This window comes from Azoarcus taiwanensis, from assembly GCF_012910885.1.
In the GTDB taxonomy this organism is placed as follows: domain Bacteria; phylum Pseudomonadota; class Gammaproteobacteria; order Burkholderiales; family Rhodocyclaceae; genus Azoarcus_F; species Azoarcus_F taiwanensis.
Map to the genome: position 1 here is coordinate 1 of NZ_WTVM01000104.1, position 13,703 is coordinate 13,703.

10 protein-coding genes and 1 riboswitch are annotated in these 13,703 nt (G+C 69.4%); all 10 genes read right to left on the reverse strand.

Going from position 1 to position 13,703, the window contains the following annotated elements; genetic code table 11:
• Nucleotides 1-2,728, reverse strand: a 2,728-nt coding sequence (locus tag GPA21_RS14870; protein ID WP_168988916.1) for a ribonucleoside-diphosphate reductase subunit alpha, incomplete at its 3' end; no start/stop codon positions are given.
• A 207-nt stretch (nt 2,729-2,935) separates the two neighbouring features.
• A riboswitch (cobalamin riboswitch) is annotated at nt 2,936-3,151 on the reverse strand.
• 102 nt (nt 3,152-3,253) lie between these two features.
• The gene (locus GPA21_RS14875; RefSeq protein ID WP_168988917.1) at nt 3,254-4,249 is read right to left on the reverse strand and encodes a hypothetical protein; all 996 of its coding nucleotides are present in this window, start codon (nt 4,247-4,249) and stop codon (nt 3,254-3,256) included.
• A gap of 160 nt (nt 4,250-4,409) precedes the next feature.
• The gene (locus GPA21_RS14880) at nt 4,410-5,090 is read right to left on the reverse strand and encodes an energy-coupling factor ABC transporter permease (RefSeq protein WP_168988918.1); all 681 of its coding nucleotides are present in this window, start codon (nt 5,088-5,090) and stop codon (nt 4,410-4,412) included.
• A gap of 42 nt (nt 5,091-5,132) precedes the next feature.
• Complete coding sequence (locus GPA21_RS14885; RefSeq protein ID WP_246261985.1) at nt 5,133-5,777, reverse strand: vWA domain-containing protein; 645 nt, start codon at nt 5,775-5,777, stop codon at nt 5,133-5,135.
• A 20-nt stretch (nt 5,778-5,797) separates the two neighbouring features.
• Nucleotides 5,798-6,841: an ATP-binding protein gene (locus GPA21_RS14890; protein WP_168988919.1), complete on the reverse strand. Its 1,044-nt coding sequence runs from the start codon at nt 6,839-6,841 to the stop codon at nt 5,798-5,800.
• Nucleotides 6,838-10,620 carry a cobaltochelatase subunit CobN gene (gene cobN / locus GPA21_RS14895; RefSeq protein WP_168988920.1) on the reverse strand — a complete coding sequence of 1,261 codons (3,783 nt, stop codon included), beginning with the start codon at nt 10,618-10,620 and terminating at the stop codon, nt 6,838-6,840. The genes GPA21_RS14890 and cobN overlap by 4 nt, the downstream gene beginning before the upstream one ends.
• Complete coding sequence (gene cobW / locus GPA21_RS14900; protein ID WP_168988921.1) at nt 10,620-11,711, reverse strand: cobalamin biosynthesis protein CobW; 1,092 nt, start codon at nt 11,709-11,711, stop codon at nt 10,620-10,622. The genes cobN and cobW overlap by 1 nt, the downstream gene beginning before the upstream one ends.
• A gap of 26 nt (nt 11,712-11,737) precedes the next feature.
• Entirely contained in the window at nt 11,738-12,511 is a 774-nt protein-coding gene (locus tag GPA21_RS14905) for an ABC transporter ATP-binding protein (RefSeq protein WP_168988922.1), read from the reverse strand.
• Complete coding sequence (locus GPA21_RS14910; protein ID WP_168988923.1) at nt 12,508-13,518, reverse strand: iron chelate uptake ABC transporter family permease subunit; 1,011 nt, start codon at nt 13,516-13,518, stop codon at nt 12,508-12,510. Before GPA21_RS14910 ends, GPA21_RS14905 begins: the two co-directional genes overlap by 4 nt.
• A partial coding sequence (locus GPA21_RS14915) for a hypothetical protein (protein ID WP_211163622.1) occupies nt 13,515-13,703 on the reverse strand: 189 nt, incomplete at its 5' end. The genes GPA21_RS14910 and GPA21_RS14915, both read right to left, overlap by 4 nt.

The window sequence follows — 13,703 nt, forward strand, 5'->3', positions numbered from 1 at the left end:
GGTAGTAGGTGGTCTTGAGGCCGCGCAGCCAGGCCAGGCGGTAGAGCTCGTCGAGCTTGCGGCCGGAGGGGGCGGCGACATAGAGGTTGAGTGACTGCGCCTGGTCGATCCACTTCTGGCGCCGCGCGGCGGCTTCGACCAGCCACTGGGGGTCGATCTCGAAGGCGGTGGCGTAGCGGCGCTTGATGTCCTCGGGGATGCGGTCGATCGGGGCGAGGGCGCCGTCGAAGTACTTGAGGTCGGCGACCATGACTGAGTCCCACAGGTCGAGTGCCTTGAGCTCGCGCACCAGATGGGCGTTGACCACCGTGAACTCGCCGGAAAGGTTGGATTTGACGTAGAGGTTCTGGTAGTCCGGCTCGATCGAGGCCGACACGCCGACGATGTTGGCGATGGTGGCGGTCGGTGCGATGGCGACGCAGTTGGAGTTGCGCATGCCGAAGCGGGCGATGCGTTCGCGCAGCGGGGCCCAGTCGAGCGCGGCGGAGCGGTCGGCTTCGAGTAGCGCACCGTGGCCCTCGAGCTTGCCGCGCGCCTCGGCGAGCAGGGCAAGGCTGTCCTGAGGCAGGATGCCGCGGTCCCACAGGCTGCCGGTGTAGCTGGAGTAGCGGCCACGCTCCTCGGCCAGTTCGGTCGAGGCCCAGTAGGCGGCGTGGCAGATTTGCTCCGTCGAAGTGTCGGCAAAGGCCACCGCCTCGTCGCTGGCATAGGGCAGGCCCATGAGGTGCAGGGCGTCCGAGAAGCCCATGAGTCCCAAACCCACCGGACGGTGGCGCAGGTTGGCGGCGCGCGCCTTGGGCGTGGCGTAGTAGTTGATGTCGACGACGTTGTCGAGCATGCGCATCGCGGTGCGCACGGTGCGCATCAACTTGTCGGTGTCGAGCTGCCAGCCGCCGTGCGCGTCGCGGACCAGGTGGGCGGGCAGGTTGACCGAGCCGAGGTTGCACACCGCGGTTTCGTCGTCCGAGGTGTTGAGCGTGATCTCGGTGCACAGGTTGGAGCTATGCACCACGCCGACATGTTGCTGCGGCGAGCGCAGGTTGCAGGCATCCTTGAAGGTGATCCAGGGATGGCCGGTCTCGAACAGCATGGTGAGCATCTTGCGCCAAAGCTGCACCGCCGGAATCTTCTTGAACAGGCGGATGCCGCCGGCGGCGGCCTTCTCTTCATAGGCGACGTAGGCGGCCTCGAAATCGGCGCCGAAGCGGTCGTGGAGGTCGGGCACGTCGGAGGGCGAGAACAGCGTCCATTCGGCGTTCTGCATGACCCGCTTCATGAACAGGTCCGGAATCCAGTTGGCGGTGTTCATGTCGTGGGTGCGGCGGCGCTCGTCGCCGGTGTTCTTGCGTAGCTCGAGAAACTCCTCGATGTCGAGGTGCCAGGTCTCGAGATAGGCGCACACCGCGCCCTTGCGCTTGCCGCCCTGGTTTACCGCCACCGCGGTGTCGTTGACCACCTTGAGAAAGGGGATCACGCCCTGGCTCTTGCCGTTGGTTCCGCGGATCAGGCTGCCGAGCGAACGCACCGGGGTCCAGTCGTTGCCCAGGCCGCCAGCGAACTTCTGCAGCAAGGCGTTTTCCTTGATGGCCTGGTAGATGCCTTCGAGGTCGTCGGCTACGGTGGTGAGGTAGCACGACGACAGCTGCGAGTGGCGGGTGCCGCTGTTGAACAGCGTCGGCGTGCTGCTCATGAAGTCGAAGCCCGACAGCAGGCGGTAGAACTCGATGGCGCGGGCCTCGCGGTCGATCTCGTTGAGCGCCAGCCCCATCGCCACGCGCATGAAGAAGGTCTGCGGCAGCTCGATGCGGACCTCGTCCACATGCAGGAAGTAGCGGTCGTACAGCGTCTGCAGGCCGAGGTAGTCGAAGCGCAGGTCGTTGTCGGCATTCAGCGTGGCGGCGAGCCGTTGCAGGTCGTACTCGCCCAGGCGCGGGTCGAGCAGGCCGGCCTCGATGCCGCGCTGAATGCCGCGCGGAAAGTACTCGGCGTAGCCGGTGGTCATGTCGGCCTGGCTCGCCTCGAAGCCGAGGGTTTCGACCCGCAGTGCGTCGAGCAGCAGGCGGGCGGCGACCTTGCCGTAGTCGGGTTCGGTCTCGATCAGCGACCGTGCGGCCAGTACCAGCGACTGACGCACGGCGGCGATCGGCACGCCGTCGTACAGATTGGCGAGTGCGTGTTCGAGCACGGTGTCGGGCACCACGCCGTCCAGCCCGGCGCAGGCCTCCGCACACTTGGCGAGCAGCGAGGCGCGGTCCAGCGGGCGACGCTGACCCTGGTCGATGACGTGCAGCAGTGGCTCGCCTTCGGCTACCCGCGCGGCCTTTTCGGCGGCGCGCTCCGCGGCGCGGCGCTCGCGGTAGAGCACGTAGGCGCGGGCGACGTCATGCTCGCCGGAGCGCATCAGCGCGAGTTCGACCTGATCCTGGATGTCCTCGATGTGCACCGTGCCACCGTCGGGCAAGCGACGGGTGAGCGCACCGACCACCGATTCGGTCAGCTTGCCGACCAGATCGCGGATGCGTGCCGAGGTCGCGCCCTGGCGGCCCTCGACCGCGAGAAAGGCCTTGGTCATCGCGATCGAGATCTTGCTCGCATCGAAGGGCACGATCGCGCCGTTGCGGCGGATGACCTGATACGCGCTGGCAACATCGACCAGATGGCTGTATTCGGCTTCGTGGTGCGCCGGGCGTGAGGATAGGGGGCTGATTTCGAGGGTGGTGGCCTGCATCGACGACTCCGCTGCGGTCGGGGTCGGTGTGGCGATTCAGGCCAGTTGCAGCGTCCGTGGTCCGGGGCCGGGGGCGTCTCAACGCCCGTGTGTCCGGCAAGCCCGGCCAATGGCCGTGCATCCCGCCTGGGCGACACCCCGCACCCGGTCAGAAATATCCGGCCATCGCGCCTGGGTCGACCGTGAGCGGATCGGCCCGGGCACGCCTCGACCGGGCGTGCGGACGGCAGGTCTCCTGACTTGCGGGTCATCGCCCGGCGCCGGTCTTCCCGGAAGCCGGTGGCTTCCAGTGACATCGGTGGCGCGGGGCTCGTCGCCTACAGTTGCGGGGGCAGTCCGGGAATGGGCCGTGACGCGGTGGCGTCGAAGCCGCACCCGGTTCCCTTTTCATCTCGTGCGAGAACCGTCCTGCGCTGCATTGTAGCGACTGATGTTCGGAAGCGAAAGCGTCTGGGTACTAGATGTAGTTCTTGCAGGGGCGAATGCAACTACATTTTGATGTCCTCGACGCATTCCGAATGCTCGTCATATGACGATGAAGCGGGCGCGCGCCTGACGAGTGCGCTCGAGCGCCTGCAAAGCTAGGCTGCGCTGGAAGCGTACGGGAACGATAACGTGGCGCCGACGGTCGCGCGAAATCAGTTCGGTCAGATGCAGACTTGCGACTTCGGCTGTTCGGGCTTCGGGGGCGTCGAGGATCTTGCCGCCGCGGTCGACATGCAGTGCGACGGTTTCCAGGTGCAGCGCTTCGTGCGGGTTGGAGAGAAAGTCTCCGAGCGCCTCGATCTGCTGCCTTGGCAGGAGCGCGTCGGCGTTTCTGCTCAACCGTTCGTCCAGGGATGCAATGGTTCGGGAGCAGCGCGCCTCGACCTCGGGTGTTGCACCCCGATGCCCCGCCATCCTGCCGCGGGTAGTGACAATCGCCCGCTCCTGACGCAGGCTCACCTGTTCGGTGCGCAGCCTGCCGACGTGTGCGGCGAAAGTCTTGATCAGACCGTCGAACGCGGCCAGCTTGAGCTTGAGCCGTGCCGATTCGGGGTTGTCCGCGATCAGGCTGAGGTTGTGGTTCGAAAAGTGCAGTAGCTTCTGCGGAACGTCGTTGCGGATGAACTCGCCTTCGCATGCGACGCCAAGTATCGACTTCTCCTGACGACGGGCTGCAAGCAGGGCGTAGCAGTGCTCAGCACCGGCCCCGTCTGCCGAAGAGACGTAGTCCTGGAGTGCAGGGCTTTGCCCGATCATCGCGACGATGTCGTCAGCGCTGCCGAAGAGTGCGTGCACATGGGGTTCTGAAGCGAACGAGGCGCGCTCGATAACCAGGGGTGGAGGCAGCGCCGCGACCAACTCTTCGCAATAGTCCAAGGCGCCGCGTACCTTCGGCGCAAGCTTGCGCTCGAATCCGGGTTCGTTGGAAAGCGCGGCACCTGCGATTGCCGCGATGCGGCTCAGACCAGCATTGACGTCTGGGTCGGGAGGTGGGGCGGGACGCAGCCAGTGTGTCACCGCCGAGAGCATGTTCATGATTCGGGGCGGGGTGGAATGTTTTCGCCATTATCCGTACAGGAAGCCGACGATCGACAAGGGCGCTTGTCACGGTCGTGTTCGGAATGTGTTGGTCAGACACTCCACCCTCCGCCACCTCCCGGCTGCTGGTCGATGATGACCGGGAGGCGACGAGGCTTCAGCTGACCCCTTCGTACAAGCGTTTCTCCAGTGCCATGCTGCCCTTGAACTGGTGGAGCGCCTTGGCAGCGGCGAGCACGGCGAGATCGACCAGCGGCTCGAGCACTACGACCAGCATGTAGGCGGCACCGAAAGTGGCGATGCCTTGCAGGTTGTCCGCGCCAACCCCCTGGCCGTACAGCGCCCAGAAGGCGACCCAGGTGACGATGCCGCCCTGGTAGGCGAGCGAGAGCTTGAACACCTGGCCGTAGCGCAGATCGACGTAGGGTGTCTCGGCCGGAATGATGCGGCGGGCCAGCGCAGCGATGACGAACAGCGGCACCAGCAGGGTGGTGACGTTCATGGTGTACTGCGGCAGGTCGTCGGGGGCGAAGAAGAGGCTTTGCACGAGCAGGCCGACAGCCAGGCCGATGGCGGTGGGGCCGGCGCCGAAGAGCAGCAGCAGCGTCGAGCCGAGGATGAGGTGCACCTCGGAGACGCCGACTTCCTGCGTCGGAAAGACTTCGAAAAAGACGAAGACCAGTACGCTGGCGAGAATAGCGCGCAGTGCGAGCGAGGCGATGCCGTCTCGCTTGACGGTATCCACCGCGAGCTTGGCGCCGTAGCCGATGGCTGCGGCGGCGGTGCCGTAGCTCAGCAGGATCTTGCCGCCTTCGACGATGCCGGGTTCGATATGCATGGGTGTTCTCCTGGGTTCAAGGGTTGTTGATGAAACAGGGCGTCAGGCGATTGCCGACGCCAGTTCGGAGGCGGACGCGTGGTCCGCCTGCCATGCGCGCGCGAGTTGGCGCGCACGGCCGAGGGCGAACGGCCCCTCGTCGAAATCGATGATGGTGCAGTGGTCCGCCAGCCGCGGGCGTGGCGGCAGGACGGCAAAGCGCAGGTCGGAGAGCAGCCAGACGGCAAGCTGTTCGCCGGGATGGATGCGCCGGCGGCGCGCCAGCACCTGGTCGGCCAGCGCCACCGCCGCAGCCGCCGGGCTGCCGCCGCCGCCCGAGATCGGAGCGATCCAGCCTTCGTTGAAGGCCACGGCCTTGCGCGGGGCCTGCAGCAGGTGCGCGCCCTGGCCGCCGAAGCCGATCACCGTGAGCGCCTCGCGGCGGCGGTAGAGTTGGGCAGTCCACGCCAGCAACAGGCCCTTGGCCAGCGCCAGACGCTGGCCGCGCAGCATCGAGGCCGAGCAGTCGAGCAGCAGGCAGTGCAGCGTGGTGGCACCGGCCGCTGGCGGGCGATGGCGCAGATGGCTGCGCGTGAGCGCCGCCGGGCCTTTGGCGGCCAGCGTGCGCGGCCAATCGATGCGCGGGCCGGGCTGGCGTGCCTTGCGCCCGCGGCGTTTCGGGTTGATGCCGCGTCCGGCCAGCCCCATGCCGAGGGTGGCCGGACGCGTCAGGGCTTTTTTGCATGGAGCGGCCTCACGCTCTTGACCCCGGCAATGGGTACGAGCTGCGGTGGCAGCGCGCCCCAGTCGCCGTCTTCGGGCGCGGTCGAATCCGCGGGGGCTTGCGCCGTGCGCTGCTGCTGTCCGCTGGCGCCTGAAGGCGGAGGCGGCGGCGTGTGCGGTGCCTGCTCCGCCTCCGCTTCGGCATGGCGGCGGTGGGCGAGCACCAGTTCGGCAACCGCGTCGATGTCGGCGGCGTCGATCGCGTCGCGGCCGGCGAGCGCCGCATGGGCGCGTGCGGCACGCAGCATCACCAGGTCGGCGCGCACGCCTTCCACTGCTGCGGCGTGGCACATCGCGGCGACCCGCTCGTGGTCGGCATCGCTGAATTCGATCTGGGGCAGGGCCGCGCACGCGGCGGCGATGCGCGCGGCAAGCGCCTGCTGGGCCGGGGCGTGGCGTGCGGCAAAGGCCGCGGGATCGGCGTCGAAGGCCAGGCGGGCGCGCACGATGGCCTGGCGCTCGGCGGGCGGCAGGACGTTGTCGAGGCGCACGAAGAGGCCGAAGCGGTCGAGCAGCTGCGGGCGCAGCTCGCCTTCCTCGGGGTTCATCGTGCCGACCAGGGTGAGGCGCGCCGGGTGGGCATGGCTGATGCCGTCGCGCTCGATGTGATTTACGCCGCTGGCGCTGACGTCGAGCAGCAGGTCGACCAGGCCGTCAGCGAGCAGGTTCACCTCGTCCACGTAGAGCACACCCTCATGGGCGCGCGCGAGCAGGCCCGGGCGGAAGCGCACCTCGCCGCCCTGCAGCGCGGCTTCGAGGTCGAGCGAGCCGACGAGCTGCTCTTCGCTCGCGGACAGCGGCAGATTCACGAAGCGTCTCCCCGGCAGCAAGGCGGCGAGCGCGCGGGCGGCGGTGGATTTGGCAGTGCCGCGCGGGCCTTCGACGAGCACGCCGCCGATCAGCGGGTCGACGGTGGCCAGCAGCAGCGCGGTCTGCAGCAGCGGTTGGCCGTGCAGCGCGGTGAAGGGAAAGGGAGTGTCGAGGGTCATCGTTCTTCCAGGTGCTGTTCCGCGGCGAGCAGGTGTTGCTCGACGCGTTCGCGGTAGTCGCCGGGCTCCGCCCACAGGCCGCGGTCCATGGCTTCGAGCAGGCGTTCGCAGATCTCGCCCAGTGCGTTCGGGTTGTGGCGTTGCAGGAAGTCGCGGGTGTGCGGGTCTTCCAGGTAGGCGTCGGTGACGCGGGCGTATTGGTCGTCGCGCACCACGCGGGCGGTGGCGTCGTAGGCGAAGAGGTAGTCCACCGTGGCGGCGATCTCGAAGGCGCCCTTGTAGCCGTGGCGCTTCACCCCGTCTATCCACTTGGGGTTGGTGACGCGGCTGCGCACCACGCGGCTGATTTCCTCTTCCAGCGTGCGGATGGCGGGTGCGCCCGGATTGCTGTGGTCGCCAAAGTACATCGCCGGCTGGGCGCCCGACAGATGGCGCACCGCGGCGCTCATGCCGCCGTGGAACTGGTAGTAGTCGTCGGAATCGAGCAGGTCGTGCTCGCGGTTGTCCTGGTTGTGCATCACCAGTTCGATGCCGGCCAACCGGCGCGCGAAGGTGTCGCGCGCGGCGCTGCCGTAGTCGCGCTGGCCGTAGGCGTGGCCGCCCCACTCCAGGTAGGCGCGCGCCAGGTCGGCGTCGTCGTCCCAGTTGCGCCCGTCGATCAGCCCCTGCAGGCCGGCGCCGTAAGCCCCCGGCTTGGCACCGAACACGCGGTGGCCGGCCTGGTGGCGCGCACTGGCGGCGTCCAGTCCTTCGGCGGCGAGCGCGGCGGCTTCGCGCGCGATGCGGGCGCGGATCGGGTTTACGTCCTCCGGCTCGTCGAGCTCGGCCACCGCCTGGACCGCGGCGTCGAAGAGGCGGATGACGTTGGCGAAGGCGTCGCGGAAGAAGCCCGAGACGCGCAGGGTCACATCGATGCGCGGGCGGTCGAACAGCGACATCGGCAGGATCTCGAAGTCGCTCACCCGGTGGCTGCCGTCGGCCCACTTGGGGCGCACGCCGAGCAGCGCGAAGGCCTGGGCGATGTCGTCGCCGCCGGTGCGCATGGTGGCCGTGCCCCATACCGACAGGCCGATGGCGCGCGGGTAGTCGCCGTGCTCCTGCACATAGCGTTCGATGAGGCGCGCGGCCGAGCGCAGACCCAGGGTCCAGCTGGTCTGGGTGGGCACCGCGCGGGTGTCGATGGAGTAGAAGTTGCGCCCGGTGGGCAGCACGTCGGGGCGGCCGCGGGTGGGCGCACCGCTCGGGCCGGCGGGCACGAAGCGGCCGGCGAGGCCGCGCAGCAGGTGGTGGAGCTCCTCGCCGCCGCAGGCGTCCAGGCGCGGGGCGAGCTCGGCGGTGATGCGCGCGAGCACCGGGCGGGTGTGCGGCCAGTCGCTGCCGGACATCTCAGGAGTGGCCGGCAGGCCGTTCTCCAGCACGGAGAGGGCCAACAGTTCGAGGCGCTCGCGAGTGTCGCCGGTGGTACGCCACGGCCCGCCATCGAAGTCGGCGAGCACCGTCGGACGCGGGCCGGCCCAGGGCGCGCCCCAGTCGGCGTCGAGCGGATCGAAGCCTTCGCTCAGTGCGAGGTCGGCGGCGAGCGCGCGGGTCAGGCCCTGGCGCGCATCGCGGCCGTCGCCGACCGGATGACGGGCCAGCGCGAGCAAGGTGTCTCGCCGCAGACGGCCCTCCGGCGAGGCGCCGAACACGTGCAGGCCGTCGCGGATCTGCGCCTCCTTCAACTCGCACAGATAGGTGTCGGTGCGGTTGAGCAGCAGCTGTTCCTCTTCCGGTGTGGTCGGCACCTCGAAGCCGAGGTCGCGATGCAGGTCGTGGCGCACGATGTGCTCGAGAATCTGCCGGCGCAGCTCGGCGGCACGGCGCGGGTCGAGCATCAGCGCCTCGTAGTACTCGTCCACCTGGCGCTCGAGGTCGCGCGTCGGGCCGTAGCTCTCGGCGCGAGTCAGCGGCGGCATCAAGTGGTCGATGATCACTGCCTGGGCGCGGCGCTTGGCCTGGGTGCCCTCGCCGGGGTCGTTGACGATGAAGGGGTAGAGATGCGGCATCGGGCCGAAGACCAGGTCCGGCCAGCATTCCTCGGACAACGCCACGCTCTTGCCCGGCAGCCATTCGAGGTTGCCATGCTTGCCGACGTGCACGATGGCGTCCGCGCGCCAGGTTTCGCGCAGCCAGCAGTAGAAGGCGAGGTAGTGATGGGGCGGCACCAGATCGGGGTCGTGGTAGCTCGCCTGCAGGTCGAGTTGGTAGCCGCGCGCCGGCTGGATGCCGACGAACACCTTGCCGCAGCGCAGGCCGGCGAGCATGAAGCGCCCGGATCGCAGCATGGGATCGGCCTCGGGCGGGCCCCAGCGCTCGACGATGGCGGCGCGGTTGGCAGCGGGCAGGCGATCGAAGAAGGCGAGATAGTCAGCCAGCGCCAGGCTCTGACGCGCCGGCCGGATGGCCCAGTGCTCCGGGTCGTTGGTCACGCCCTCCGTGAGCTGTACCATCAGCGCGTCGCCGTCGGCGGGGATGGCGTCCACCGCGTAGCCCTGCTCCGCCAGCCGGCGCAGGATGTTGATCACCGAGGCCGGGGTGTCCAGACCCACGCCGTTGCCGATGCGCCCCTCACGCGTCGGGTAGTTGGCCAGCACCAGGGCGAGGCGCTTCTCGGCGTTGGGCAGCGCGCGCAAACGGCACCAGCGTTGCGCCAGTTCGGCGACGAAAGCCATGCGCCCGGGCTCGGCACGGTATCGGACGACGTCGCTCTGGGTGCGTTCGCAATGGTGGTCCAGGCCCTTGAAGCTCACTGCGCGGGTGACGATGCGCCCGTCCACCTCGGGCAAGGCGATGTGCATGGCGATGTCGCGCGGTGCGAGACCATGGGCATCGGCGCGCCAGCTCTCTTCGTTGCCGCCCGAGAGGATGAGCTGCAGCACCGGCAGGTCGCCGGCCAGGGCGTGGTCGCCCGGCTCGTCCAGCGCCGAGCGCGCGAAGGCGGTGGTGTTGAGGATGAGCGCGGCGTCGTGCTCGGCGGCGAGCCGACGCAAGGTGTCCACGCACAGCGCGTCCTTCAGCGAAGTGAGCGCCAGCGGCAGCGGGTTCATGCCGCGCGCCTGGAGCGCCTTGCACAGGTGGACGAAGGCCGCGGTGTTGCCGGCCTGCAGGTGGGCGCGGTAGAACAGCACCAGCACGCAGGGCGCGCCCGCTTGCCAGTCGTCCTGCCAGGCGGCGACGCTGCCCAGATCGTGTCGCGGGTGGAACACCGCGACGGTGGGCAGCGCGCGCGGCGGTTCGGGCTCGTCCGTGTGGCCGAAGAAGCGCACGCCGAGAAAGCGGTAGAAGTTGCGCGCATTGGCCGGCCCGCCTTCGCGCAGGTAACGCCACAGCGTGCGCGCGTCGTCCATCTCCACCGTGCCCTTCATCAGCAGGTTGAGATCCTCGCTGGTGTCGCCGGAGAACATCACCAGCGCGATACCGCGTGCGCGGGCAAGCTCGCCGACCCGCTCGGTGCCGTAGGGCCAGTAGCTCTCGCCGCCGAGGTGGTCGATGACGATCACGCGGGCGTGCTGCAGCACTTCGTCGAGGTAGAGGTCCACCGAGGCCGGCTGGCGCAGGTGCAGCAGGTTGGCCAGCCGCACGGCGGGGAAGCCGTCGCCCACCGGGCAGGCCGCGGCGAGCAGCGCCAGCGTGGTGTCGGCGGCGCTGAGGATGACGATCTCGGCCGGGTCCTGCGCGATGCGCGTGACCACCGAATCGTCCTCGACGAATCCCCCCGGCTGGGCGGCGAGCAGGTGCATCAGGCGGCCTCGGCCAGCGCCGCGCCCTGCAGCGCTTCGGTCAGCTGCGCGGCGTCGAGGTCCTGGCCGATCAGCACGAGGTGGGTACGGCGCGCCTCGTCGGCATGCCAGCGGCGGTCGAAGTAGCTGTCGAAGCGGCGGCCGACGCCGTGCACCACCAGGCGCATCGGTTTGTCGGCGAGCGCAACGAAACCTTTCACGCGGTACAGGGTGTGGCTCTGAACCAGCTCGCGGAGGATGGCGAGCAGGCGCTCGCGGTCGACCGCCGGCAGCTCGACCGAGATCGACTGGAATGCGTCGTGGTCGTGGTCGTGGTCGTGCTCCTCGCCGTCCTCATGGTCGTGGTGGCTTGTGCGCAGGTGAATGTTGTCTTCCGCGGCGGCTTCGAGACCGAGGATCAGGTCGAGATCGATGCGGCCGTGGTCGGCGGCGATCAGCTTGACCTCGGGCGGAAGCTCGTCGCGGCACAGCGCTTCGACCGCGGCGCGTGCCTGCTCATCGACCAGATCGAGCTTGGACAACACCACCAGGTCGGCCGCCGAGAGCTGGTCCTCGAAAAGCTCGTGCAACGGCGATTCGTGGTCCAGATTGGGGTCGGCGCGGCGCTGGGCGTCGACGGCCGGCGGGTTGGCGGCGAACTGGCCTGCCGCGGCGGCCGGTACGTCCACCACGGTGACCACCGCGTCCACGGTGCACGCGGTCTTGACCTCCGGCCAGTTGAAGGCCTGCACCAGCGGCTTGGGCAGGGCCAGGCCCGAGGTCTCGATGAGGATGTGGTCGATGTCGTCGCGTCGCGCGATGAGCTCGCGCATCACCGGGTAGAACTCCTCCTGCACGGTGCAGCACAGGCAACCGTTGGCAAGCTCGTAGAGCTGGCCGGCCTGCTCGCGGCCGTCGCTGTTTTCACTATCGCAACCGATGCCGCAACCGCGCAGGATCTCGCCGTCGATGCCGAGCTCGCCGAACTCGTTGACGATGACCGCGATGCGTCGTCCGCCGGCGTTGGCGAGGATGTGGCGCAGCAGCGTGGTCTTGCCGCTGCCGAGAAAGCCGGTGACGATGGTGGCGGGGATCTTTGTTCGGGTGGACATGGCGTGTTCTCCGGATCGGGTGGGGTTCAGGCGTGTGCGGCCGGCTGGCAGCGCCAGGGCAGCACATAGGGTTCGGAATCGTGCTCGCCGTGCATGGCCTGCACCTGGTACACCTGCTGCAAATGGGCCGGGGTAAGCACCTGGCGCGGTGCGCCGCAGGCCACCGCCCGGCCCTGGTGCATCAGCAGCACGCGGTCGCAGAAGCGGCTGGCGAGGGTGAGGTCGTGCAGCACTACGACGATGCTGCGACCCAGCGCGCACTGGCGGCGCAGCAGTTCCATCACGCTGAGCTGGTGGTAGGGGTCGAGCGCGGCCACCGGTTCGTCGGCGAGCAGCAGCGGCGCCTCCACGGCGAGCGCGCGGGCCAGCCGGGTGCGCGCACGCTCGCCGCCGGACAGGCCGTCGATGCGTCGGGCGGCAAACGCTTCGAGGTGCATGTGGGCCAGCGCGGCGTCGACCGCGGCTCGCCCGCCGGCATCCTCACGCCCGTGCGGCATGCGGCCGAGGGCGACGAAGTCGCGCACCGTCAGCGGCCACGCAGTGTGGTCGCCCTGCGCCAGGTAGGCGATGCGCCGGGCGCGCGCCGCCGGGCTCAGCGTATCGAGCGCGCTGCCGTCGATGCGGGTGTGCCCCTGATGGGGCAGAAGCTGGGCGAGCGCGCGCAGCAGGCTGCTCTTGCCCGCGCCGTTGGGGCCGATCAGGCCGAACAGCTCGCCGCGGCCGAGTTCTAGCGATACCGCATCGACCAGCAGCGCGTCGCCAAGGCGCACGGTGAGGGCGTCGGCCTGCAGCAGCGTCATGTCATCTCCCCGAGGCGCTGTCGCAGCACCAGGTAGAGGAAGAAGGGGGCGCCGATGAGTGCGGTGACCACCCCCAGCATGAGCTCGAAACCGCCGCTCACCAGGCGCAGCAGCACGTCGGCGGCGAGCAGCAGCAAGGCACCGCCCAGGGCGCTGGCCACCAGCAGGCGCGCCGGGTGGTAGCCCACCGCGCGGCGCAGCAGATGCGGCACGACCAGGCCGACGAAGCCGATCGCCCCGGTCACCGCGACGCTGGCACCCACGCACAGCGCCGTGCCGAGCACCACCCGCGCACGCAGGCGGGCGAGGTTCACCCCCAGGCTGGCGGCTTCGTCCTCGCCCAGGGTGAGCGCATCGAGCTGGCGCCCGCTGGACAGCAGCAGCGCGAGCCCGGCGAGCACGAAGGGCAGCACCAGGCGGATGTCGTCGAAGCTGCGGTCGGCCAGCGAACCGAGCAGCCACAGCACGATGTCCTGCACGTCAGTGGGGTTGGGCGAGAGGTTGATCGCCAGCGAGGTCAGCGCACCGGCCAGCGCCGACAGCGCAATGCCGGCGAGGATCAGCGTGAGGTTGCCGGCGCCGCGCCGTGCGACCCGGTACAGCACCAGGGTTGCCAGTGCGGCGCAGCCCATCGCGGCGGCCGGCAGCAGCCACAGGTTGATCGCCGCGAGGCCGAAGTACAGGCACAACACCGCGCCCAGGCTGGCACTGGCACTCACCCCCAGCAGGCCGGGCTCGGCCAGCGGGTTGCGCAGCAGGCCCTGCAAGGCGGCGCCGGCCAAGCCCAGCGAAGCGCCCACCAGAATGGCGAGCAGCACGCGCGGCAGACGGATTTCGGTGACGATGGTGCGCTGGCGCTGCGCCATCTCGCTCAACTCGGCTTGCGCCGGCAGTAGCGCCTGGGCGATGTCGCCGACGCTCAAGGGCACCGGTCCGACCGCGAGCGAGAGCAGGGCCAGCACGCCCAGCGCGGCAAGCAGCAAGGTGTTGATGCGCGTACTGCTCACCGCAGCGCCTCCGCCGCGTGCACCTGGCGCAGGCCGGCGGCGAGTTCCTCGGCCGCCTCCACCAACTGCCAGTTGCTGCAGCCCCAATCGTTGTGCGTGTAAGCGAGCAACGGGCGCGTGGCGGCCAGTTCGCGCATCTGCGGATGGCGGCTGAAGCCGGCACGGGCATAGGCGGTGTCATGCAC